At 72.8% G+C, this 22,533-nt stretch carries 20 protein-coding genes; 7 read left to right on the top strand and 13 right to left on the bottom strand.

Annotated elements, in window-relative coordinates:
• Positions 1-7: 7 nt before the first annotated feature.
• Positions 8-301, bottom strand: a complete 294-nt coding sequence (locus FVA95_RS22880; RefSeq protein WP_161992396.1) for a transposase — start codon at positions 299-301, stop codon at positions 8-10.
• 363 nt (positions 302-664) lie between these two features.
• A complete protein-coding gene (purU, locus tag FVA95_RS22875) occupies positions 665-1,513 on the bottom strand; it encodes a formyltetrahydrofolate deformylase (RefSeq protein WP_149665992.1) in 849 nt (282 codons plus the stop codon).
• Between the two features lie 137 nt (positions 1,514-1,650).
• Here purU and FVA95_RS22870 point away from each other — a divergent pair, with 137 nt between their 5' ends.
• On the top strand, positions 1,651-2,316 hold the full coding sequence (locus tag FVA95_RS22870; RefSeq protein WP_149665991.1) for a GntR family transcriptional regulator: 666 nt from the start codon (positions 1,651-1,653) through the stop codon (positions 2,314-2,316).
• Between the two features lie 6 nt (positions 2,317-2,322).
• Here the strand turns inward: FVA95_RS22870 and FVA95_RS22865 are convergent, their stop codons facing one another.
• The 10 genes from FVA95_RS22865 to FVA95_RS22820 form a co-directional block, all read right to left on the bottom strand.
• A complete protein-coding gene (locus tag FVA95_RS22865) occupies positions 2,323-3,207 on the bottom strand; it encodes a bifunctional 5,10-methylenetetrahydrofolate dehydrogenase/5,10-methenyltetrahydrofolate cyclohydrolase (RefSeq protein WP_149665990.1) in 885 nt (294 codons plus the stop codon).
• Positions 3,204-3,824, bottom strand: coding sequence for a cyclodeaminase/cyclohydrolase family protein (locus FVA95_RS22860; protein ID WP_149665989.1), 621 nt, complete (start codon positions 3,822-3,824; stop codon positions 3,204-3,206). The genes FVA95_RS22865 and FVA95_RS22860 overlap by 4 nt, the downstream gene beginning before the upstream one ends.
• A gap of 86 nt (positions 3,825-3,910) precedes the next feature.
• Positions 3,911-6,391: an FAD-dependent oxidoreductase gene (locus FVA95_RS22855; RefSeq protein WP_149665988.1), complete on the bottom strand. Its 2,481-nt coding sequence runs from the start codon at positions 6,389-6,391 to the stop codon at positions 3,911-3,913.
• Between the two features lie 32 nt (positions 6,392-6,423).
• On the bottom strand, positions 6,424-7,077 hold the full coding sequence (locus FVA95_RS22850) for a sarcosine oxidase subunit gamma (protein ID WP_149665987.1): 654 nt from the start codon (positions 7,075-7,077) through the stop codon (positions 6,424-6,426).
• The gene (locus FVA95_RS22845) at positions 7,067-9,877 is read right to left on the bottom strand and encodes a 2Fe-2S iron-sulfur cluster-binding protein (RefSeq protein ID WP_149665986.1); all 2,811 of its coding nucleotides are present in this window, start codon (positions 9,875-9,877) and stop codon (positions 7,067-7,069) included. The genes FVA95_RS22850 and FVA95_RS22845 overlap by 11 nt, the downstream gene beginning before the upstream one ends.
• Positions 9,874-10,164, bottom strand: coding sequence for a sarcosine oxidase subunit delta (locus FVA95_RS22840; protein WP_020627387.1), 291 nt, complete (start codon positions 10,162-10,164; stop codon positions 9,874-9,876). Before FVA95_RS22840 ends, FVA95_RS22845 begins: the two co-directional genes overlap by 4 nt.
• Before the next feature lie 9 nt (positions 10,165-10,173).
• The gene (locus FVA95_RS22835; RefSeq protein WP_149665985.1) at positions 10,174-11,445 is read right to left on the bottom strand and encodes a sarcosine oxidase subunit beta family protein; all 1,272 of its coding nucleotides are present in this window, start codon (positions 11,443-11,445) and stop codon (positions 10,174-10,176) included.
• Positions 11,442-12,746 (bottom strand): serine hydroxymethyltransferase, encoded by a 1,305-nt coding sequence (gene glyA / locus FVA95_RS22830; RefSeq protein WP_149665984.1) that lies wholly within the window; start codon positions 12,744-12,746, stop codon positions 11,442-11,444. Before glyA ends, FVA95_RS22835 begins: the two co-directional genes overlap by 4 nt.
• 171 nt (positions 12,747-12,917) lie before the next feature.
• The gene (locus FVA95_RS22825; RefSeq protein ID WP_149665983.1) at positions 12,918-14,087 is read right to left on the bottom strand and encodes an NAD(P)/FAD-dependent oxidoreductase; all 1,170 of its coding nucleotides are present in this window, start codon (positions 14,085-14,087) and stop codon (positions 12,918-12,920) included.
• Entirely contained in the window at positions 14,087-14,440 is a 354-nt protein-coding gene (locus FVA95_RS22820; RefSeq protein ID WP_020627383.1) for a bifunctional 3-phenylpropionate/cinnamic acid dioxygenase ferredoxin subunit, read from the bottom strand. The genes FVA95_RS22825 and FVA95_RS22820 overlap by 1 nt, the downstream gene beginning before the upstream one ends.
• Positions 14,441-14,763: 323 nt before the next feature.
• On the opposite strand from FVA95_RS22820, the gene FVA95_RS22815 reads away from it, so the two are divergent.
• The 6 genes from FVA95_RS22815 (at position 14,764) to FVA95_RS22790 (ending at position 21,460) form a co-directional block, all read left to right on the top strand.
• Positions 14,764-16,203: an MFS transporter gene (locus tag FVA95_RS22815; RefSeq protein ID WP_149665982.1), complete on the top strand. Its 1,440-nt coding sequence runs from the start codon at positions 14,764-14,766 to the stop codon at positions 16,201-16,203.
• 107 nt (positions 16,204-16,310) lie between these two features.
• The gene (locus tag FVA95_RS22810) at positions 16,311-17,684 is read left to right on the top strand and encodes an L-serine ammonia-lyase (RefSeq protein WP_149665981.1); all 1,374 of its coding nucleotides are present in this window, start codon (positions 16,311-16,313) and stop codon (positions 17,682-17,684) included.
• Between the two features lie 3 nt (positions 17,685-17,687).
• Entirely contained in the window at positions 17,688-19,034 is a 1,347-nt protein-coding gene (locus FVA95_RS22805) for a folylpolyglutamate synthase/dihydrofolate synthase family protein (RefSeq protein WP_149665980.1), read from the top strand.
• Positions 19,031-19,702, top strand: coding sequence for a GntR family transcriptional regulator (locus FVA95_RS22800; RefSeq protein WP_149665979.1), 672 nt, complete (start codon positions 19,031-19,033; stop codon positions 19,700-19,702). Before FVA95_RS22805 ends, FVA95_RS22800 begins: the two co-directional genes overlap by 4 nt.
• A 28-nt stretch (positions 19,703-19,730) precedes the next feature.
• Positions 19,731-20,819: an S-(hydroxymethyl)mycothiol dehydrogenase gene (locus FVA95_RS22795; protein ID WP_149665978.1), complete on the top strand. Its 1,089-nt coding sequence runs from the start codon at positions 19,731-19,733 to the stop codon at positions 20,817-20,819.
• The gene (locus FVA95_RS22790; RefSeq protein ID WP_149665977.1) at positions 20,819-21,460 is read left to right on the top strand and encodes an MBL fold metallo-hydrolase; all 642 of its coding nucleotides are present in this window, start codon (positions 20,819-20,821) and stop codon (positions 21,458-21,460) included. Before FVA95_RS22795 ends, FVA95_RS22790 begins: the two co-directional genes overlap by 1 nt.
• A gap of 570 nt (positions 21,461-22,030) precedes the next feature.
• Here the strand turns inward: FVA95_RS22790 and FVA95_RS22785 are convergent.
• On the bottom strand, positions 22,031-22,533 hold a 503-nt coding region (locus FVA95_RS22785), incomplete at its 5' end, for a transposase (RefSeq protein ID WP_193564393.1).

The raw sequence follows: 22,533 nt of genomic DNA, 5'->3' as shown, positions 1-22,533 counted from the left end.
GGGAAAACTACTTTGGGAGAACGTTCTCCCGGGCGAAATACGCGGCCGCCCGCTTGAGAATCTCGTTCTCCACCTCAAGGCGACGCTTCTCCTTACGGAGCCCGGTCAATTCGCGTTTCTCGGCGCTACTCAGCCGTGAATCGGAGCCGCCGGTGTCGTCGGCGGCGGCCTGGGCCATCCAGCTCCGCAAACACGACTCCGATATCGACAGTTCCTTCGCGATCGCAGACACCGGCTTGTCGCCAGCACGAGCAAGGTCCACGGCGCGGCGCCGGAACTCGGGCGGGTGAGGTGCAGGCACGAACAACATCCTCCCTGGTGGACCGGGTCCACCTCAGGTGACGTGTCCGGCGTCAGGGGTCAAGCTCACCGCCCGGCCCCGCCGGCGCGGGGCGTTCGCGCATGCCCCCGGGCTCCACCGGATCAGGCCGGGACGGACGGTGCCGTGACACCCCGTCACCACCCCCGGCACCCCACGCGAGGGGTACGGCGGCACGCAGGGAGGTGCCACGCCGGCCCCCCGCGGACGGGACCGCGGCCGGGCGAGCGGGACGACGGGCCCCGCGGGCGGGACGGCGACCGGGCAGGCAGGGCGGTGACCGGGACGCGGAACGGCCCCGCCCCCGCGGTGCGGGGACGGGGCCGTGGGAGAGCCGCCGCAGCGCTACCGGAAGACGACCGTGCTGCCGCCGGTGAGCAGGACCCGGCGCTCGCAGTGCCAGCGGACCGCGCGGGACAGGGCCAGTGCCTCGGCGTCGCGGCCGACCATCTGCAGGGCCTTCGGGTCGTAGGAGTGGTCGATCCGGATCACCTCCTGCTCGATGATCGGGCCCTCGTCGAGGTCGGGGGTGACGTAGTGGGCGGTGGCGCCGACCTGCTTCACGCCGCGCTCGTAGGCCTGGTGGTACGGGCGGGCGCCCTTGAAGCCGGGCAGGAACGAGTGGTGGATGTTGATGGCCCTGCCCTCGAGCGCCTTGCAGGTCTCGTCGGAGAGCACCTGCATGTAGCGGGCGAGCACGACCAGCTCGGCGTCGAACTCGTCGACGAGCGACAGCAGCCGGGCCTCGGCGTCGGGTTTGGTCTCGGCGGTCACCGGGACGTGCACGAACGGCAATCCGGCGGCCTCGACCATCGGGCGCAGGTCGGGGTGGTTGGACACGACCGCGACGATGTCCGCGCCCAGGCTGCCGGCCCGCCACCGGAAGATCAGGTCGTTGAGGCAGTGCCCCAGCTTGGAGACCATGACCAGGATCCGGGCGGGGGCGCCGTCGTGGAAGGTGAAGCTCATGCCGAACTCGGCCGCGACCGCCTCGAAGTCCCGGCTGATCACGTCGAGGTCCACCTCGTGCTCCGCCCCGACCTGGGTACGCAGGTGCAGCCGGCCGCGCAGCGGGTCGTCGAACTGCTGGTACTCGCCGATGTCGCAGCCGTGCTCGAACAGGAAGGCGCTGACCGCGCGCACGATGCCGGTGCGGTTCGGGCAGCTCAGGGTCAGGATGAAGGAACGGGACACGGCGGCCTCTCCTCGGGTCGGACGCGGTCCGCGGCGACCACGGACCCCTAGATGGTGCATTGATATATCAGTCATAGTCAAGAGGTGTGGGCATGTCCGAGAACTGTTACGCACACATGACGGGTTAGCATGCGACGGTGACCGCACTGCCCGACGACGCCGAGCCGGAGTACACCTCGCTCGCCGACAAGGCGTACACGGTGATCCGGGACCGGCTGATCATGCTCGACATCCCGCCGATGACCGCGATCGACGACGTCGCCCTCGCGAAGTCCCTCGAGGTCGGTCGCACGCCGGTGCGGGAGGCCCTCAAGCGCCTGGAGATCGACCGGCTGGTCGTCTCCTACCCGCGGCGCGGGACGTTCGCGACCGGGGTCGACATCACCGACCTGGCCTACATCTCCGAGATCCGGGTGCAGCTGGAGCCGCTCGCGGCGCGCCGCGCGGCCGAGTACGCCGGCCCCGCGACCCGGGCCGACCTCGCCGAGCTGGCCGACACCATCGACCGGATCGACGTGCGCACCCTGGACCGCGACGCGCTGATGCGCTGGGACCTGCACGTCCACCGGACGATCTACGAGGCAGCGGCCAACCCGCACCTCGAGGACACCCTGATCCGCTACGACAACCTCGCGACCCGGATCTTCTGCCTGTTCCTGGACCGGATGACGCACTTCGACCAGCACGTCGGCGAGCACTCGGGCCTGCTGCGGGCCATCGCGGGGCAGCAGGCCGACGAGGCGGCCGACCGGGCCCGCGCGCACGTCATCGGGTTCGAGAAGGCGGTCCGCGAGGTCGTCTGACCCGGCTCAGACGTGGGCGCGCGCCGAGCGGACGGTGTGTGCCAGCAGCAGGGCCGTCGTCACCGGTCCGACGCCACCGGGCACCGGCGTGAGCGCACCGGCGCGGGTCGCGACGTCGGCGGCGTCGACGTCGCCGACCAGGCTGCCGTCGGGCGCGGTGTTCGTCCCGACGTCGACGACGACCGCGCCCTCGGCGACGTGCTCGGCGCGGATCAGCCCGATCCGCCCGACCGCGACCACGAGCACGTCCGCGGTGCGGGTGTGCTCGGCGAGTTCCTTGGTGTGGCGGTGGCAGATCCCGACCGTCGCGTCGCGCTGCAGGAGCAGCTGGGCGGTCGGCTTGCCGACGACCAGCGAGCGCCCCACGACCACGGCGCTGCGCCCGGCCAGCTCGACGCCGTGGTGGTCGAGCAGCTCGAGCACCGCGGCCGCGGTGGCCGGCGGGTAGGCGGGCAGGCCCGCGGCGAGCCGGCCGGCCGAGAGCGGGTTGGCGCCGTCGACGTCCTTCTCCGGGACGATCGACGCGGCCAGCTCCTCGACCCGCACGCCGTCGGGCAGCGGGGTCTGCAGGATGATGCCGTGCACGGTGTCGTCGCTGCTCAGACGGGCCAGGGTGGCACTGATGAACTCGGCGTCGGCGTCCGGGCCCAGGTCGAGGACCTCGCACTCGACGCCGACCCGGCGGGCGGCCCCGGACAGCGAGCGGACGTACCAGCCCGCGCCCTCGTCGGCGGTGGCGACGACGACGGCCAGCCGCGGCACGACGCCGAGGACGGTGAGCGCGGCGGCCTCGGCCTGCACCCCCTGGCGCAGCTCGCGGGCGCGCGCGGTGCCGTCGAGCACGACGTGGTCGGGGTGGGGGGCCGGCCCGGTGGTGGGTGGCGGGGTCATCGGCGGATCTGCTCCCGTACGTCGTCGGTCACCTTGTCGGCCCGGCGCAGCAGGTCGTCGACGCCGGTCAGCGCCGCGGACAGCTCGCTGCGCGCCTGCGGGTCGGTGAGGCCCGCCAGGTTGATCTCGACGTTGAGCCGGGCGGTGCTCGCCGCAGCCCGTGCGGCGTCGGCCGCCGCGCCCACGTCGCTGATCACGTTGGGGTTGCCGATCGGCCGCAGCCGCTCGGCGAGGTCGATCACCTGCTCGGCGGCGCGGATGACCTGTGCGGGAATCCGTCCCGCCTCGACCGTCGCGGCAGCGATCGCCGCGCTGCGGACCTGCTTCGCCTCGTCCGTGTCGCGCGGCAGCGCGTAGGCCGCGCCGACCGCGCCGAACGCGCGGGCGTCGTCCTCGGCGAGGCCGAGGCCGGTGATGCGCAGCTCGTCGGCCCGGTTCCGGACCGCGAGGACCGTCTCGGCGTGCTCGGCGTAGCGCTCGCCGTCGGTGTAGCGGGCGACCATGCCGAGCAGGGCGGCGGCCTGGGCGAGGTGCAGGCCGGCCGTCGCGCCGCCGCCGGGGGCGGGAACGCGGGCGGCCAGGTCCCAGAGGAACCGGTCGAGGGTGTCGGAACGCATGGGGGTCCTTCCGTGCGGCGGAGCGACGGTGCGTCGTCGAGGGCGGAGGCGGGGGCGGCCGGTCGGGCCGCCCCCACCCCACCGGGTCAGCGCCGGATGCGGCTCATCTCCGGGTCGAACAGCGGCTCGGCCGCGACCGAGGCACGGATCCGGCGGTCGAAGTACTGGATCTCGACCGTCGCCCCCACCGGCAGCCCGGCGGGCAGCCAGGCGTAGGCGATCGGGGTGCCCAGTGTGTAGCCGTAGGCCGCGGAGGTGACGTAGCCGGCGGGCTCGCCGTCGACCAGGACCGCCTCGTGGCCGAGGACGACGCTGCGGCCGTCGTCGACCGTGAGGCAGGTCAGCCTGCGGGTGACGGCGTCCGGGTCGATCTTCTCGACGGCCTCGCGGCCGACGAAGTCGCCCTTGGTGTGAGGGCGGACCGCGAAGCCGAGCCCGGCCTCGTAGGGGTTGTGCTCGGTGGACATGTCCGCGCCCCAGGAGCGGTAGCCCTTCTCCAGGCGCAGGCTGTTGAACGCCGCGCGCCCGGCCGCGACGACACCGAGCGGGCGCCCGGCCTCGTAGAGCACGTCCCACAGCTTCCGGCCGTACTCGGCGCTGGTGTAGATCTCCCAGCCGAGCTCGCCGACGTAGGACAGCCGCATCGCGGTCACCGGGATCCCGGCGATGTGCGCGGACATCGCGCGGAAGTACTTCAGTCCCTCGTGGGAGAAGTCCTCGCCCGACAGCGGCTGGACCAGGTCGCGGGCCAGCGGCCCCCACACGCCGATGCAGCAGGTGCCGCCGGTGATGTCACGGACGGCCACCGAGTGGTCGTCGGGCAGGGCCCGGCGCAGGTGGTCGAGGTCGAGGTGGGAGTTCGCGCCGACCTGGAACAGCTGTTCGCCGAGACGGGCGACGGTGAGGTCGGACCGGACGCCGCCCGCCTCGTCCAGCATCAGGGTGTAGGTGACGGCGCCGACGGACTTGTCCATCTTGCCGGTGGTCAGGCCCTCCAGGAACGCGCACGCCCCAGGCCCGGAGACCTCCAGGCGGGTCAGCGGGGTCATGTCGTACATCGCGACCGCAGTGCGGGTCTTCCACGCCTCGACCGCGACGACCGGTGAGTGGAACATCGCCGACCAGGCGTCCCGGGACGGGGCGCGCCACTGCGGCGGCATGTCCTTGGCCAGGGCGGCGTTGGCCTCGTACCAGTGCGGGCGCTCCCAGGCGTGGGACTCCAGGAAGAACGCGCCCAGCTCCCGCTGCCGGTCGTGGAACGGGCTGGTCCGGATGCCGCGCGGGGACAGCTTGGGCTGCAGCGGGTGCAGCACGTCGTAGATCTCGACGAAGTTCTGCTGGGAGGTCTCGTCGACGTAGGCGTCGGTGGTCTCGACCTCGTCGAACCGGTTGACGTCGCAGCCGTGCAGGTCGAGCTCACTGCGGCCGTCGACGAGCAGCTGCGCGACCGAGCGGGCGACGCCGGAGGAGTGCGTGACCCACACGGCCTCGGCGACCCAGAAGCCGGCGACGTCGGGCGACTCCCCGATCAGCGGGCCGCCGTCGGGGGTGAAGGAGAAGACGCCGTTGAACCCGTGCTCGATCTTCGAGCGCTGCAGACCGGGCAGCAGCTGCTGGCTCTGCTCCCACTGCTGCGCGAAGTCCTCCTCGGTGAAGGGCAGCATCGAGGGCTGGGTGCGCTCGCCGACCTCGCCGTCGCCGACCTCGGGCAGCTCGGCGATCGACACCGGCATCGGGCGGTGGGCGTAGGAGCCGATGCCGAGGCAGTCGTTGTGCTCGCGGTAGTAGAGGTCGGCGTCCTGGTGGCGCAGGATGGGCAGCCGCGCCTCGACGAACTCGTCGTTGCGGCCGACGAGCTGCTCGACCTGGGTGGTGCGGGCGTACTGGTGGGCCAGCGGCAGCAGCGGCACCCGCATGCCGACGAGCTTCCCGAGCTCGCGGCCCCAGAACCCGGCGCAGGACACCACGATGTCGGCGGGGACGGTCTCGCCGTCGGCGGTCTCGACGCCGGTGACCCGTCCGCCGGACTGCGCGATGCCGGTGACCCGCACGGAGCCGCGGAAGACCGCGCCGCGGGACTCGGCCCGCCGGGCCAGCGCGACGACGGCGCGGGCGGCCTTGGCCAGGCCGTCGGTGGGGGTGTGCAGGCCGCCGAGGACCTGGTCGGGGTCGAGCAGCGGGTGCAGCCGCGCGCACTCGGCCGCGTCGACGACCGCGGCCGGCACGCCGCGGGAGATCGCCCAGCCCTGCTTGCGGTGCAGGTCGGCGAGCCGCTCCGGGGTGGTCGCGACCTCCAGGCCGCCGACCTGGTTGAAGCACCAGCCGTCCGCCGTGGTGCCGTCGTCGAGACCGAGGAGCTTCTCGACGGTGTAGGTGGCGAACGCGGTCATGGTCTTCGACCCGGTGGTCTGGAAGACCAGGCCGGGGGCGTGCGAGGTGGAACCGCCGGTCAGTGGCAGCGGCCCCTGGTCCAGGACGGTGACGTCGGTCCAGCCGCGGGTGGTGAGCTCGTCGGCCAGGTTCGCCCCGACGATCCCGGCTCCGATGATGACGACACGGGGGGTCATGGTGGTCTCCTTGTGCGTGGTCGTCGGGCGGGTCAGCCGGCGAGGGACGGGACGTCGGAGCCGCCGAACTCGAGGGCGGCGTCGAGCAGCCAGTCCGCGAGGTAGCCGGCGAACGAGCTGCGCACGTGCAGGTCGAACACCGCTCCCCCGTCGGCGTCGGACCGGTCGTCGCGGGCCAGCAGGAGCACGGCGGCCCGGCCGAGCAGCGTCTGGGCGCTGCGCCCGGCCGGGAACGAGCGCGGGTGCAGGTCGAGCGCGCAGCCGAAGGACAGCAGCTCGCGGGCGAGCCGGCCGCCGATCCGCAGGACGACGCGCTGGGCGGAGGTGTCGGTCGCGGCGCCCCCGACGCCGGTGTCCCCGGCGACGAGTGCGCGCAGCGCGGCCTCACCGACGCCCCGGTTGCCGGTGTGGCTGGTGACCAGCCACTCGTCGGGGCCGAGCCAGACGACCTCGCCGTCACCGGTGTCGACCCAGGTGTTGGGCCGGACCGGCAGCGGGACCCCGAGCGCGGCGTCGACACCGGCACGGGCCGGTGCGGACGGGTCGAACCGCAGGGTCACCGACTGCGCGACCGGGAGCACCTCGACCGTGAGGTCGCCCCCGGTGTCGCGGGACAGGGCGGCCAGCGCCGGGACGCGGGCGTCGAGCGGGTGGGTCGTGGGCAGCGGGATCGACTCAGCCGTCACGGCGGGCTCCTTCCGGGTCGACGAGGACGGGTCCGGTGATCTCGACCGGGACCAGCGCCCCCTGGTGCGGGACGTGCACGACGTCGCCGATGCGGTCGCGGCCGCCCGTGAGCAGGGCCAGGGCGAACGGCCGCTCCAGCTCCGCGGACAGGTAGCTGGAGGTGACGTGGCCGAGCATCGGGACCGGCGGCGGGGGCAGGGTGCCGTCGGGCGAGAACTCGACGATCTGCGCGCCCTCCGGCAGCCGGGTGCCGCGGTCGGTCGGGAGCAGCCCGACCAGGTGCTTGCGCATCGGGTCGGTGTTGGAGGCGCGGGCGAAGGAGCGCTTGCCGACGAAGTCGACCTTCTTCTTCGACACCGCCCAGCTCATCCCCAGGTCGTGCGGGGAGACGGTGCCGTCGGTGTCCTGCCCGATGATCGGGTAGCCCTTCTCGGCGCGCAGGACGTGCATCGTCTCGGTGCCGTAGGGGGTGATCCCGTACGGCTCGCCGGCCGCGATCAGCCGCTCCCAGACGGCCAGGCCGTACCGGGCGTCGACGTTGACCTCGAAGGCCAGCTCGCCGGAGAAGGAGATCCGGGCGAGCCGGACCCCGACGCCGTCGAGCTCGGTGTCGCGCCAGGTCATGAACTCGAACGCCGCGGCGGAGGCGTCGACACCGGGGAACACGGCGGAGATCACGTCGCGCGAGCGGGGCCCGACGACCGGGAACACCGCCCAGTGCTCGGTGACCGACGTGAGGTTCACCTTCAGGTGCGGCACCTCGGTCTGGCGCCAGTCCTCGAGGTGGTCCAGCACCGAGGCCGCGCCGCCGGTGGTCGTGGTGAGCAGGAAGCGGTCCTCGGCGATGCGCAGCACGGTGCCGTCGTCGGTGACCATGCCGTCGTTGCCGCACATGACGCCGTAGCGGACGCGGCCGACCTTCAGGCTGCTCATCAGGTTCGTGTAGACGAGGTCGAGGAACTGCCCCGCGTCCGGCCCCTGGACGTCGATCTTGCCCAGGGTGGAGCCGTCCATGATCGCGACGTCGCGGCGGGCCGCGGCGCACTCGCGCAGCACGGCGGCGTCCATGTCCTCCCCGGCCAGCGGGTAGTGGCGCGGCCGCTTCCACTGGCCGACGTCCTCGAACACCGCGCCGTGGGCGACGTGCCACGGGTGCACCGCGGTGGTACGGACCGGGTCGAACAGGTCCCCGCGCTCGCGGCCGGCGAGCGCGGCGAACGACACCGGGGTGTAGGGCGGGCGGAACGTGGTGGTCCCGAGGTCGCCCGCCGGGCGGCCCAGCAGCTCCGCGGTGATCCCGGAGGCGATGGTGCCGGAGGTCTTCCCCTGGTCGTGGGCGGTGCCGATGGTGGTGTAGCGCTTCACGTGCTCCACCGAGCGCAGCCCGGCACCGACGGCCCGCTCGATGTCGGCCACCGTCGCGTCGCGCGCGATGTCGACGAACTGGCGCGTGGAGTCGCCCGCGGTGCGCCACAGCACCAGGCCCGGGGTGCGTGCCGGCTCGGGTGCCGAGCTCGGGGCGTCGCCGCCCGCGCCGTCGTACAGGCAGCCGGCCAGGTCGAGGGTGCCGTTGGCGGCGCCGATCACCTCGGTGCCCGCGACCGCGGCGCCGGGGCGAAAGGCGCCCAGGCCCGCGTCGTAGACGAGCTGTCCGCGGACGTGGCTGAACAGGTGCGCGGTCGGCGTCCAGCCACCGGAGACCAGCAGCAGGTCGCACGGCAGCACCTCGGTGCCGTCGCCCGTCGCGACGTGCGCGGCGGACACCCGGCCCGCGTCGTCGCCGTCGGAGCCGACGACGGTGGCCCCGGCGCGCAGGGTCACCCCGGCCTCGGTGCACTCCCGCGCGCGCTCGGCGGGCAGCTCGGAGCGGGCGTCGACGAGGGTCACCCGGGCGCCGGCACCGGCCAGGTCGGCGGCGGCGAGGTAGGCGGCGTCGTCGGTGGTGAACACGACGACCTCGCGGCCGGCGAGCACGCCGTAGCGGTGCAGGTACTCGCGCGCCGCGGAGGCGAGCATGACGCCCGGCCGGTCGTTGTCGGCGAACACCACGGGGCGCTCGATCGCGCCGGCCGCGACGACGACCTTCCCGGCGCGGATGCGGTGCACCCGCTGGCGGGACCGGTGCGCCGGGGCCACGCCGAGGTGGTCGGTACCGAGATGGTCGGTACCGATGCTCGTGCGCCGCTCCAGGGCCAGGACGAACCCGTCGTCGTAGTGGCCGAAGGCGGTGGTGCGCTGCAGGTGGCGCACCTCGGGGTTCTCGGCCAGCTCGGCGACGACGTCGGCGACCCAGCGGTGCGCGGCGCGGCCGTCGATCCGGTCGGTCGGGACGAGCGAGCCGCCGGCCTCCGGACGGTCGTCGACGAGCACCACGCGGTCGCCGCGGCGGGCCGCGGTGCGCGCGGCGAGCAGCCCGGCCGGGCCGGCGCCGACCACCAGGGTGTCGCAGTGGGCGTGGCGGCGGTCGTACCGCGCGGTGTCGGGCACCGTCGCCAGCCGGCCCTGCCCGTTGAGACCGCGGGCGACCAGGCCGTCGTACAGCTCGACGGTGGCGGCCTGCAGCATCGGCTCGGGGAACGGCTCCTCGATCTGCACGAGGCCGACCGGGTCCTCGGTCCAGGCCCCGCCGATGCCGCGGGGGCGGCCGAGCTTGACCGAGCCGCCGAGCACGGTGACGCCGTGCGCGAGCAGTGCCGAGGCGAGCGTGTCGCCCGGGTGACCGGTGTAGGTGGTGCCGTCGAAGACGAAGGTCAGCGTACGGGTGCGGTCGATGCGCCCGTACCCGTCGATGCGGGTCATGTGCGGGTCCCCGGGATCTGCGGCCGGGCCTCGCCCATCGGGTAGACGGCGAGGAACCGGTAGGTGTGGGTGTCGCGGACGGCGTTGAACCAGCGGCGGCAGCCCGCGGAGTGGCTCCAGCGCTCGGCGAACGGGCCCTTCGGGTTGTCCCGGAAGAACACGTAGTGCGCCCACTGCTCGTCGTCGAGCTCGGCCGGTGCGGCCGGGTACGCGACGTGGGCCTGTCCGCCGTAGTGGAACTCGACCTCCTCGCGGGGGCCGCACCAGGGGCAGTCGATGAGTTGCACGTCGGGCTCCTAGTGGGCGACGCCGGCGGCGCCGTGCTCGTCGACGAGCGCGCCGGTGACGAACCGGTCGAGGGCGAACGGGGCGATGTGCGGGTGCAGCTCGTCGGTGGCGATGGTGTGGGCCAGGCACCAGCCCAGCCCGGGGGTCACCTTGAACCCGCCGGTCCCCCAGCCGGAGTTGACCAGCACGTTCGTGTACGGCGTGCGGCCCACGATCGGCGACGCGTCCGGGGTGACGTCGACGATGCCCGCCCAGCTGCGCAGCAGGTGCGCCCGGGCGAACACCGGGAACAGCTCGACCGCGGCAGCCATCTGGCGCTCGATGATGTGGAAGGCGCCGCGCTGGCCGTAGCCGTTGTAGGAGTCGACGCCGGCGCCCATCACGAGCTCGCCCTTGTGCGCCTGGGAGACGTAGACGTGCACCGCGTTCGACATGACGATCGTCGGGTGCACCGGCTCCAGCAGCTCGGACACCAGCGCCTGCAGCGGGTGCGACTGCAGCGGGGTGTCGACGCCGAGCCGGTCGAGCAGGGTCGAGGTGTGCCCGGCCGCGCAGAGCGCGACCTGCCCGCAGGCGATGTCGCCCCGGCTGGTCCGGATCCCGGTGACCCGGGCCGTGCCGTCCTCGACGGAGCCCTCGGTGACGAAGTCCAGCACCTCGCAGTCCTGGATGAGATCCACCCCGGCCTCGTCGGCGCGGCGGGCGAAGCCCCAGGCCACGTATTCGTGCTTGGCGATGCCGGCACGGGGCTGGTAGGTCGCGCCGAGCACCGGGTAGCGGATGTCGTGCGAGACGTTGACGATCGGGCAGATCTTCGCGACGTCGTCGGGGCCGAGGTACTCGGCGTCGATCCCGTTGAGCTTGTTCGCCTCGACCCGGCGGACCGAGTCGCGCACGTCCTGCTCGGTGTGGGCGAGGTTCAGCACACCGCGCTGGGAGAACAGGATCGGGTAGCCGAGGTCCTCCTCCAGCCCCTCCCACAGCTTCAGGGCGTGCTCGTAGATGAAGGCCGACTCGTCCCACAGGTAGTTCGACCGGATGAGGGTGGTGTTGCGGGCCATGTTGCCGCCGGCCAGCCACCCCTTCTCCAGCACCGCGACGTTGGTGATGCCGTGGTTCTTGACCAGGTAGTGGGCGGTGGCCAGGCCGTGCCCGCCGCCGCCGACGATGACCACGTCGTAGGAGCGCTTCGGCTCGGGGTTGCGCCACAGGGCGTCGGGGTGCTCGGGCAGGTGGGCCCCGGGGGGCGCGTTCTCGGTGCCGGTGTGCTCGGTGCTCATGCCGTCAGCTCCGGGTAGAGGGGGTGGCGGTCGGCGAGGACGGTGACGCGGGCGGCCAGCTCGTCGAGCTCGGCGTCGCCCGCGGCGGGGCGCAGCGCGCGGGCGATGATGTCGGCGACCTCGGTGAAGTCCTCGGCCCCGAAGCCGCGGGCGGCCAGTGCGGGGGTGCCGATCCGGACCCCGGAGCTCACCATCGGCGGGCGCGGGTCGAACGGGACCGCGTTGCGGTTGACGGTGATGCCGACCCGGTGCAGCCGGTCCTCGGCCTGCTTGCCGTCGAGCTCGGAGTCGCGCAGGTCGACCAGGACCAGGTGGACGTCGGTGCCGCCGGAGACCACGCCGACACCGGGCTCCTGGACCAGCCGCTCGGCGACGATCCGGGCACCCTCCAGGGTGCGCTGCTGGCGCTCGGCGAACGCGGGCTCACCGGCCAGCTTGAACGCGACGGCCTTGGCCGCGATCACGTGCTCCAGCGGGCCGCCCTGCTGACCGGGGAAGACCTGCGAGTTGAGCTTCTTGGCGAGCTCGGCGCGGGCCAGGATGATGCCGCCGCGCGGGCCGCCGAGGGTCTTGTGCGTGGTGCTGGTGACGATGTCGGCGTGGGGCACCGGCGACGGGTGCAGCCCGGCCGCGACGAGGCCGGCGAAGTGCGCCATGTCGACCATCAGGCGGGCGCCGACCGCGTCGGCGATCCGCCGGAACTCGGCGAAGTCGAGCTGCCGCGGGTAGGCCGACCACCCGGCGACGATCAGCTTGGGGCGGCGCTCGTGGGCCAGGCGCTCGACCTCGGCCATGTCGACCCGGTGGTCCTCGGCACGGACGTGGTAGGCGGCGACGTCGTAGAGCCGGCCGGAGAAGTTGAGCCGCATCCCGTGGGTGAGGTGCCCGCCGTGCGCCAGGTCGAGCCCCAGGATGGTGTCGCCCGGGTCGAGCAGCGCAGCCATGGCGGCGGCGTTGGCCTGGGCACCGGAGTGCGGCTGGACGTTGGCGTACTCGGCGCCGAACAGCGCCTTCACCCGGTCGATGGCGAGCTGCTCGACGACGTCGACGTGCTCGCACCCGCCGTAGTAGCGGCGGCCGGGGTAGCCCTCGGCGTACTTGTTGGTGAGCACCGAGCCCTGCGCCTGCATCACGGCCAGCGGCGCGAAGTTCTCGCTGGCGATCATCTCCAGGGTGCCGCGCTGGCGACCCAGCTCGGCGGCGACGGCCGCGTGCACCTCCGGGTCCACGTCGCGCAGCGGCCCGTCGAGGACCCCCGCCGCACCGTTCGACGGACCCCGATCCACGGCGAACGTCGTCATGGGCACCTCCAGATATCTTCTCCAGCGGACTGATATATCAACTGTCTGCGTTCAGCGTCGCACGGGCGGTCCCGGCAGGTCAAGAGGCTGATCGTGGCCCGTGCGACCGGGCCGGGACACGCCTGCGGCGCAGGTCCCCACGAGGACCTGCGCCGCAGGTGACGGGCCGGGTCAGCGGATCCGTTTCGCCAGCTCCCGGCGCATCCGCCCGAAGGGCCGGGGACGGTCGACGCCGAGCACGCCGACGGCCTCGCCCTCGGCGTCGAGGAACACCGCGAGGAAGCCGCCGTCGCCCTCGGGGTCGCCGTCGTCGATCCGGACCGTGCCGTCGGCGTCCCGGTGGCCGGCGAACTGGATGTTGTGCCCGTACTGGTCGGACCAGAAGTAGGGCACCGCGTGGTGCGCGGGCAGCGAGTGTTCGGCGCCGAGCAACGCCGCGGCCGCGACGGCGGGCTGCTGCAGGGCGTTGGTCCAGTGCTCCAGGCGCAGCCGGTTGCCGGTGTAGGCGCGGTGCGCGCTCGCGCAGTCCCCCACCGCCACGATCCCGGGCAGGTTGGTGCGGCCCTCGGCGTCGGTGACCACGCCGTCGTCGAGCTCGACGCCGGAGCCCTCGAGCCACTCGACGTTGGGCAGCGCGCCGATCCCGACCACGACGACGTCGGCGGGCAGCTCCCGGCCGTCGGTGAGCTCGACCCCGGTGACCCGGGGCGAACCCACGAGCCGGGCCACACCCGTCCCGAGGAGCAGCGGCACGCCGGCGGCGGTGTGCAGGCGACCGCAGGCGGCACCCATCTCGGGCCCGAGGGCCCGGTGCAGCGGCACCGGCGCGGCCTCGACGATCGTGACGTCTAGGCCGAGGCCGTGTGCGGTCGAGGCGACCTCGGCACCGACGAACCCGGCGCCGATCACCACCAGCCGCCGGCCGGGGACGAGGTCGGCGCGCAGCGCGCGGGCGTCGTCGAGGGTGCGCAGGGTGTGCACCCCGCCGGGCAGCTCGCCCGGCAGGTTCCGGGCGCGGGCGCCCGTAGCGAGGACGACGGCGTCGGACGAGAGGGTCGAGCCGTCGTCGAGGGTGACGGTCCGGGTCGGGCCGTCGAGGGCGAGTGCGGTGCGACCGAGGCGCCAGTCGACGCCGAGCGCGGCGTCGTCGTCCTCGGTCAGGGCGATGGCGTCCTCGTCGGAGCTCCCGGCGAGGAACTCCTTGGACAGCGGAGGGCGGTCGTAGGGCGGGTGCTTCTCGTCCCCGACGACCGTGATCGTCCCGGTGAAACCCTGGGAACGCAGGGCGCGCGCGGTCGCGAGACCGGCGAGCGAGGCGCCGACGACCGTGACGTCGCGCATCAGGTTCCGGCCTGCACGCCCGGACGGGCGCCGGTCGCGACGCCGGAGGCGGGGACGGACTCGACGACGTGGACCACGCCGTCGGCGACCACCACCTGGTGCGTGCGGACGGGTGTCTTCGCGGGCGGGCCGCTCGGCATCCCGGTCCGCAGGTCGAAGCAGGCCGCGTGCAGCGGGCACTCCACCGCACAGTCCTCGAGCCATCCGTCGGACAGCGAGGCGTCCTGGTGGGTGCACGTGTCGTCGATCGCGTACAGATCGCCGTCGACGTTGAAGACGGCGATGGGCACCGTCCCCTGGACACGAACGGACTCCCCGACGGGGATGTCGGACAGCTCGCCCACGAAGATCATGGTTCCTCCACTGTTGCCTATCGCGAAACTCGCCATGCCATGCGCAACCATATGGTGAGGCCGCAGGTCGCAGCCGTCAACGAGGGATTTTCTCGGCCGGCCGCGAGGGGCATCGGCGTCACGACGTGGAAATGTGAGCGGCTGTCCCCAGTGACCGAAAGGGCCCGGAAACCGGCACCGGCACATTCCGGACCGTCCGTCGACGAAAGATATATCACTCGTGGACACGTGACACCATGGCCGTGAGAATGATGGTGTGGCGATACTGCATCGCCACGTCGGCGTGGCTGCCGCGACGCGGCCGATCGATCCGAGGGGGGACCATGACCGAGGGACCGCGCAGGCCCCGACGCCGCGGTCCGGTCGCGGTCGAGGAGGAGCGCACGGTCCGCCGGGCGGCTGCGGCGGCATCGGTCGGCAACATCGCCGAGTGGTACGACTTCGGCCTCTTCTCCTTCCTCTCCGCGGTGGTGCTGAACCGGGTCTTCTACCCGGAGGCCGGCGAATGGTCACTGACCCTGACGCTGGCGACGTTCGCGGCCGCGTTCGTCGTCCGGCCGCTCGGCGGGTTCGTGTTCGGCCCGCTCGGGGACCGGATCGGCCGCACCCGGGTGCTCGCGTTCACGGTCCTGCTGATGACCGTCGCGACGCTCGCGCTGGGCCTCGTGCCGTCCTACGAGACGGCGGGGGTCGCCGCACCGCTGCTGGTGCTGCTCATCCGGATGCTGCAGGGCTTCTCCGCGGGCGGGGAGTACACCGGCGCGCTGACCCTGGTCGCGGAGTACGCGCCCGACCGCCGTCGCGGGTTCTTCGGCAGCTGGCTGGAGTTCGGCACGATCACCGGGTACATGCTCGGCGCGGGGGTCTGCGGCGCACTCGTCGCGGTACTGCCCGAGCAGGACCTGCTCGACTGGGGCTGGCGGATCCCGTTCCTGCTCGCCCTCCCCCTCGGCATAGCCGGCATCTACCTGCGGATGCGCCTGGAGGACACCCCGGCGTTCCGGCAGCTGATGGAACGCTCCCCCGCGCTCGCGACGATGCCCTACCGGCGGGCGATGCAGATCCTGGTCCGCCGCTACCGGGTGCCGGCCCTGGTGACCGCGGCGCTGGCCGTCGCCTGGAACGTCACCAACTACGTCCTGACCAACTACATGCCCACCTACCTGACCGGGACGCTCCCCCGGCACGGCCAGCACGGCGCCTCCGGGGCCGCCACCGGCGCCATGCTCGTCGCGGTCATGCTGCTCATGCTGTGCGTGATCACCGAGGTGGGCAGGCTCAGCGACCGGATCGGCCGCAAACCGGTCCTGATGGTCACGAGCCTGACCCTCGTGGCCGTCGGACTGCCCGCGGTCTGGCTGATGCGCGACGGCATGGTCGGCCAGTTCGTCGGACTGCTGCTGATGGCCGTGATCCTGGTCGGCTTCGCCGCGGTGCTGCCCTCGACACTGCCCGCGCAGTTCCCGACCATGGTCCGCTACGGCGGCCTGGGCGTGGTGTTCAACCTGTCGGTCTCGCTGTTCGCGGGCACCGCACCGACGCTGATCGAGACCGCCGTGACCGCCACCGGCAACCTCGACTGGCCCGGGTACTTCCTCGTCGCCGCGGGTCTGGTCGGCGTCGTCGCCGTGGTGTTCCTGCCCGAGTCAGCGGGCCGCCCGCTGGCCGGCGCGGCACCGCTGACCTCCAGTGCGGACCTGCCCCCGCCGCCGATGTCGGCCGACGGCATCCCGCTCGAGCAGCCGTACGATCACACGCACTGACCCAGCCGCAGCACCGGCGCGGCCGACCCGTGGGCCCTCTTGGCACGATTGATATATCAGTCTAACATCGTCGGCATGACCAGAGCCCGGCGTGGATCGGAGCGACCGTGAGCATCTCCGTGTTCGACATGTTCAAGGTCGGCATCGGCCCGTCCAGCTCGCACACCGTGGGGCCGATGCGGGCCGCGTCCCGCTTCGTCGGGCGGCTGCGGGCCTCGGGCGACCTGACCCGGACGGCGTCGGTGCGGGTGGAGCTGTTCGGTTCGCTCGGCGCGACCGGGCACGGCCACGGCAGCGTGAAGGCGGTCGTGCTGGGCCTGGCCGGGCACGAGCCGCACCTGGTCGATCCGGTCGCCGCCGACCCGATGGTCGAGCAGGTGCGGGCCGAGGGCCGGATCCGCCTCGGCGGCGAGCACGAGATCGTCTTCGCCGCCGACGACGACGTCGTCCTGCACCGGCGCCGGCGGCTCGACTTCCACTCCAACGGCATGCTGTTGCAGGCCTTCGACGCCGACGGCGCCGTCCTCGACAAGCGCGAGTACTACTCGGTCGGCGGCGGTTTCGTCCTCGACTCCGACGAGGCGGGCCGGCCCGTCCTGGTGGAGGATGCGACCCCGGTCGCGTACCCCTTCACCACCGGCGACGAGCTGCTCGGCCTCACCCGCGCCCACGGGCTGTCGATCTCCGACGTCATGCTGGCCAACGAGCTGTCCCGGCGCACCGAGGACGTGGTGCGCAGCGAGCTGCTGCACATCTGGTCGGTGATGCAGGAGTGCGTCGAGCGCGGCTCCCGCACCGGCGGCACGCTGCCCGGCGGGCTCAGGGTCCGGCGCCGGGCGATGGCGCTGCGCGAGCGGCTGGAGGCGGCGACCGGCGAGCCGGACGCGCTGCACGCGATGGAGTGGGTGACCCTCTACGCCCTCGCCGTGAACGAGGAGAACGCGGCGGGCGGGCGCGTCGTCACCGCTCCCACCAACGGCGCCGCCGGGATCGTCCCGGCCGTGCTGCACTACGCGGAGCGCTTCCTGCCCGGCTTCGACGACGACTCCGTCGTCCGGTTCCTGCTCACCGCGGGAGCGGTCGGGCTGCTGTTCAAGGAGAACGCCTCGATCTCCGGCGCCGAGGTCGGCTGCCAGGGCGAGGTCGGGTCGGCCTGCGCGATGGCGGCCGCCGGGCTCGCGGAGATCATGGGCGCCACCCCCGAGCAGGTCGAGAACGCCGCCGAGATCGGCATCGAGCACAACCTGGGCCTGACCTGCGACCCGGTCGGCGGGCTGGTGCAGATCCCGTGCATCGAACGGAACGCGGTCGCCTCGATCAAGGCCATCACCGCGGCACGGATGTCGGCCCACGGCGACGGGACGCACCACGTCTCGCTGGACAAGGCCATCAAGACGATGCGGGAGACGGGTGCGGACATGAAGGACAAGTACAAGGAGACCGCCCGCGGTGGTCTCGCGCTGAACATCGTCGAGTGCTGAGCCGTGTTCTCCGATCAGGACGACCTGGAGCGGTTCCTGCTGTCCCGGCCGGCGACCGGGCGCCGCAACGGCACCGCGCCCGACGCGCCCCGGGAGCGCACCCGCGAGGTGCTGGCCGGGCTGGGTGACCCGCAGGAGGCCGTGCGGACCGTGCACGTCGCGGGGACGGCGGGCAAGGGTTCGGTGTGCGCGTTCGTCGCGTCGCTGCTGACCCGGCACGGGTTCCGGGTCGGGGTGCAGGCCTCGCCGCACGTCTACGGCATCCGTGAGCGGTTCCGCCTCGGTGACCTCCCGGTCCGCCCTGACGTGCTCGACGACCGGCTCGCCGCCGTCGCGGGCTCGGTGGCCGCGGTCGAGGCGCGCCGGGGTGAGCGCTGCTCGTTCTTCGAGGTGGTGACCGCACTCGGTTTCGCCGCCGTCGCCGGGCGGGCCGACTACGCCGTCGTCGAGACCGGCATCGGGGGCCGGCTGGACCCGACGAACGTCGTCGCCCGCGCCGACAAGCTGGCCGTGCTCACCGCGATCGGCCTGGACCACGTCGACATGCTCGGCAGCACGCTCGGCGAGATCGCGACGCAGAAGGCCGGGATCCTGCCGGTCGGCGGCCGCGCGGTGCTGGCCCGTGGCGGCCCCGAGACCGACGCGGCGGTGGCCAGGGAGGCGGCGCGGCGCGACACCCTGGTCGACGTCGTGGACGTCGCCGCCGCGGCCGCGCTGGCCCGGATCGGTCCGGGCGGGACCACCGTGGACCTGGCCGGCTGGTCGGACGTGCCGCTGGGCCTGCACGGCAGGCACCAGGCCGGGAACGCGGTGCTGGCCCTGCACGCGGTGTCGGTGCTGGCCCGGCGCGACGGCTGGCGGCTCGACCCGCTCGCCGTCCGTCAGGGGCTGGCGCTGACCTCGCTGCCGGGGCGGTTCGAGCGGCGCACCATCGCCGGGACCCCGGTGGTGCTCGACGGTGCGCACGACGCACTGAAGCTGTCCGCGCTGGCCACCACGGTGGCCGAGACCCACCCGGGCGCCCCGGTGACCTGGGTGCTGGCGCTGGCCAGGGACAAGGACCTGGGCGAGGCCGTCCGGGCGGTCGCCGGGGCCGGGGCGCGGGTCGTCGCGACCGGGCTGCCGGGCGGGGAGCACCCGTCGCGGCACTGGAGCCCGTCCGAGATCGCCGCGGCGGCGACGGCGGCCGGGGTGTCGGCCGTCGCCGTCGCGGACCCGGCCGACGCCGTCGACCACGCGCTGTCCACCGGCGGGGGCGACCCCGTAGTGGTGACCGGGTCGTTCCGGCTGCCCGGCGCGGTCGCGTCGCGGCTGGACCGCGCGGCCGTCCCCGAGGGGCAGCCGGCATGACGATCACCGAGGACGTGTTCGTGGACTTCGACAGCCCGCGGTCGCTGGCCGACCGGGCCTATGTGGCCATCCGGGACCAGCTGATCATGCTGGAGATCCCGCCGCTGGCCCCGATCGACGACGAGGCCCTCTCGACCCGGCTCGGCCTGGGGCGCACCCCGGTGCGCGAGGCGCTCAAGCGGCTGGAGACCGAGCGGCTCGTCGTGTCCTACCCGCGACGCGGGACGTTCGCGACCGCCGTCGACATCTCCGACCTGCGCGACGTCGGCGAGGTGCGGACGGTGCTGGAGCCGACCGCCGCCCGGCGGGCCGCCACCGTCGCCCCGGCGTGGCGGCGCGAGGAGCTGTGTGAGCTGGCCGGGCGGGTCGCCGCGCTCGAGGCGCCGCGGATGAGCCGGATCGAGCTCATGCGGTGGGACGTGACGGTGCACCGGTCGGTCTACCGAGCCGCCGGGAACCCGTACCTGGAGGACACGCTCACCCGCTACTACCACCTGGCCACCCGGATCCACTGCCTGTTCGTCGACCGCATGGACCAGGTCGGCCACCACGTGCACGAGCACATCGCGCTGTTGGAGGCGATCGCCGACGGCGACGCCGACCGCGCCGAGGCCGTCAGCCGCGAGCACGTCCTCGGCTTCGAGACCGCCGTCCGCGCGGTCCTCTGACCCGCTCCCCTACGGAAAGGAACCCACTGTGCCGCAGCGTGTCCAGGGCGTCGTCGCCCTCGAGAAGGGCAAGCCGGTCTCGGTCGAGACGATCATCGTCCCGGATCCCGGCCCCGGTGAGGCCGTGGTGCGGATCCAGGCCTGCGGGGTCTGCCACACCGACCTGCACTACAAACTCGGCGGCATCAACGACGAGTTCCCCTTCCTCCTCGGACACGAAGCCGCCGGCATCGTCGAAACCGTCGGCGACGGCGTCACCGACATCGCCCCCGGCGACTACGTCGTCCTCAACTGGCGCGCGGTCTGCGGGCAGTGCCGGGCCTGCAAGAAGGGCAAGCCGCAGTACTGCTTCGACACCCACAACGCGTCACAGAAGATGACCCTCGAAGACGGCACCGAACTGTCCCCCGCCCTCGGCATCGGCGCGTTCATCGAGAAGACCCTCGTCCACTCCGGACAATGCACCAAGGTCAACCCCGACGCCGACCCGAAAGCCGCCGGCCTCCTCGGCTGCGGCGTCATGGCCGGCCTCGGCGCCGCAATCAACACCGGCGGCGTCGGACGCGGCGACTCCATCGCCGTCATCGGCTGCGGCGGCGTCGGCGACGCCGCCATCGCCGGAGCCACACTCGCCGGCGCCACCACCATCATCGCCGTCGACACCGACCCGCGGAAGCTGAAGTGGGCCGAAGACTTCGGCGCCACCCACACCGTCAACGCCAAGGACACCGACCCGGTCGAGTTCATCCAGTCCGTGACCGACGGCAACGGCGCCGACATCGTCATCGACGCCGTCGGCCGCCCCGAGACCTACAAGCAGGCCTTCTACGCCCGCGACCTCGCCGGCACCGTCGTCCTCGTCGGCGTCCCCACCCCCGACCTGCACGCCCCCCAGATCCCGCTCATCGACTACTTCGGTCGCGGCGGCGCCCTCAAGTCCTCCTGGTACGGCGACTGCCTCCCCTCACGCGACTTCCCCACCTACATCGACCTCTACCTGCAAGGCCGCCTCCCCCTCGACAAGTTCGTCACCGAAACCATCAGCATCGACGACATCGAAACCGCCTTCGACAAGATGCACGCCGGCGAGGTCCTGCGCTCGGTCGTGATCCTCTGATGCCGGGCCCGACCGACTCCCCGATCGACCACGTCGTCACCTCCGGCACGTTCAACCTCGACGGCGGCTCCTTCGACGTCGACAACAACGTCTGGATCATCGGTGACGACCGCGAAGTGTTCGTCATCGACGCCGCCCACGACGCCGACGCCATCACTCAGGCTGTCGGCGACCGGACAGTGAAGGCGATCGTGTGCACCCACGCCCACGACGACCACATCAACCAGGCACCCGCCCTGGCCGACCGCTTCGACGCGCCGATCCTGCTCAACCCCGCCGAACAGGTGTTGTGGGACATGACCTGGCCCGACCGCAAGCCCGACCAGGAGCTGTCCGACGGGCAGACCCTGACCGCGGGCGGGATCGACCTTCGCGTGCTGCAGACCCCCGGTCATTCACCCGGCTCGTCCTGCCTCTACGCACCCGAACTCGGCATCGTGTTCACCGGCGACACCCTGTTCCACGGCGGACCCGGCGCCACCGGACGCTCCTACTCATCGTTCGACACCATCATCGAATCCATCCGCACCACCCTGCTCACCCTGCCCGCCGACACCCGGGTGCGCACCGGACACGGCGACCCCACCACCATCGGCGACGAAGCACCCCACCTCGACGAATGGATCCGCAACGGATCCTGACCCCGCAGACACCCCCACCCCGGCCCGGCCCCTCACCCCGAGGGACCGGGCCGCCGCGGTTCCCACGCCGAGATGCACCTGAGGGGCGTCCGACACACCGTGCACAGCCCTGAGCTGCATCTCGGTGCGGGTCGGCATCGACGGTTCGGACCCACCCGGCCGACGCACCCCGCCCCAGCGGCCGTCAGCTCCGCGGCCTGACCATCGTCGACGCCGAGATGCAGCGCAGCGGGGCACGGAGATCCACAACTCCCCCTGAGCTGCATCTCGGCGACCGACCACCGGCATCGGAGCAGGCCCGACAGGGACGCGCCGGACGAAGCGGCGGACCGGGTACTCCACGAACATCGGCTGGCCACCCACGACCTGCGACGATGACGCCAGCCGCGGCGCGCACAGCGGTACGGCCGCCGGGCCACCCGCAACACCGAAACGCGTCGTGACCGCGGCCGGGTGCCTGGGCAACGGGAAGCACCACGCACGAGCCGAGCACGCCGTACGGCGCGGCGGACCGGGCACGGTGACCAGAAGGTGGGGTCTGTAACGAGAACGGTGGTTCCGGCGATGTTGTCAGTAGTGCTCGGCGCCCGGCCAGCGGTCACCGAAAGTGATGGCGAAGGCGTTGAGGACTGGCTTCCAGCGCATCATCCATCGGGTGTGGCCTCGTCCGGTCGGGTCGAGGCTGCGGGTGACAAGGTACAGACATTTCATCGCGGCCTGCTCGCTGGGGAAATGCCCTCGCGCTCGGACTGCTCGCCGGTAGCGGGCGTTCAACGATTCGATCGCGTTCGTCGTACAGATCACCCTCCGGACCTCGATGTCGTAGTCGAGGAACGGCATGAACTCGGTCCAGGCGTTACGCCACAAACGTATCATCGCCGGATGGGCTCGCCCCCACTCGTCATCGAGATCATCCAGCGCGGCTGCAGCGGCATCGGCGGTGGACGCGGTGTAAATAGCTCGGATGGCGCGTTTGACGGCGTCGGTGTCACGCCGTGAAGTCAAGCGCAGTGAGTTGCGGATCAGGTGCACGACACAGGTCTGCACGATCGCCTGGGGCCACACGTTCTCCA

The organism is Pseudonocardia sp. EV170527-09, from assembly GCF_008369905.1.
Classification (GTDB): domain Bacteria; phylum Actinomycetota; class Actinomycetes; order Mycobacteriales; family Pseudonocardiaceae; genus Pseudonocardia.
This window is presented reverse-complemented; position numbering and strand designations above follow the sequence as displayed.

Bases quoted from the DNA above. Each gene is read 5' to 3' on its own strand.
- FVA95_RS22815 (WP_149665982.1), top strand. From the start codon at position 14,764: ATGACCGAGGGACCGCGCAGGCCCCGACGCCGCGGTCCGGTCGCGGTC.
- glyA (WP_149665984.1), bottom strand. From the start codon at position 12,746: ATGACGACGTTCGCCGTGGATCGGGGTCCGTCGAACGGTGCGGCGGGG.
- FVA95_RS22865 (WP_149665990.1), bottom strand. From the start codon at position 3,207: ATGACCCCGCCACCCACCACCGGGCCGGCCCCCCACCCCGACCACGTC.
- FVA95_RS22825 (WP_149665983.1), bottom strand. From the start codon at position 14,087: ATGCGCGACGTCACGGTCGTCGGCGCCTCGCTCGCCGGTCTCGCGACC.
- FVA95_RS22790 (WP_149665977.1), top strand. From the start codon at position 20,819: ATGCCGGGCCCGACCGACTCCCCGATCGACCACGTCGTCACCTCCGGC.
- FVA95_RS22860 (WP_149665989.1), bottom strand. From the start codon at position 3,824: ATGCGTTCCGACACCCTCGACCGGTTCCTCTGGGACCTGGCCGCCCGC.
- FVA95_RS22820 (WP_020627383.1), bottom strand. From the start codon at position 14,440: ATGATCTTCGTGGGCGAGCTGTCCGACATCCCCGTCGGGGAGTCCGTT.
- FVA95_RS22855 (WP_149665988.1), bottom strand. From the start codon at position 6,391: ATGACCCCCCGTGTCGTCATCATCGGAGCCGGGATCGTCGGGGCGAAC.
- FVA95_RS22845 (WP_149665986.1), bottom strand. From the start codon at position 9,877: ATGACCCGCATCGACGGGTACGGGCGCATCGACCGCACCCGTACGCTG.
- FVA95_RS22800 (WP_149665979.1), top strand. From the start codon at position 19,031: ATGACGATCACCGAGGACGTGTTCGTGGACTTCGACAGCCCGCGGTCG.
- FVA95_RS22835 (WP_149665985.1), bottom strand. From the start codon at position 11,445: ATGAGCACCGAGCACACCGGCACCGAGAACGCGCCCCCCGGGGCCCAC.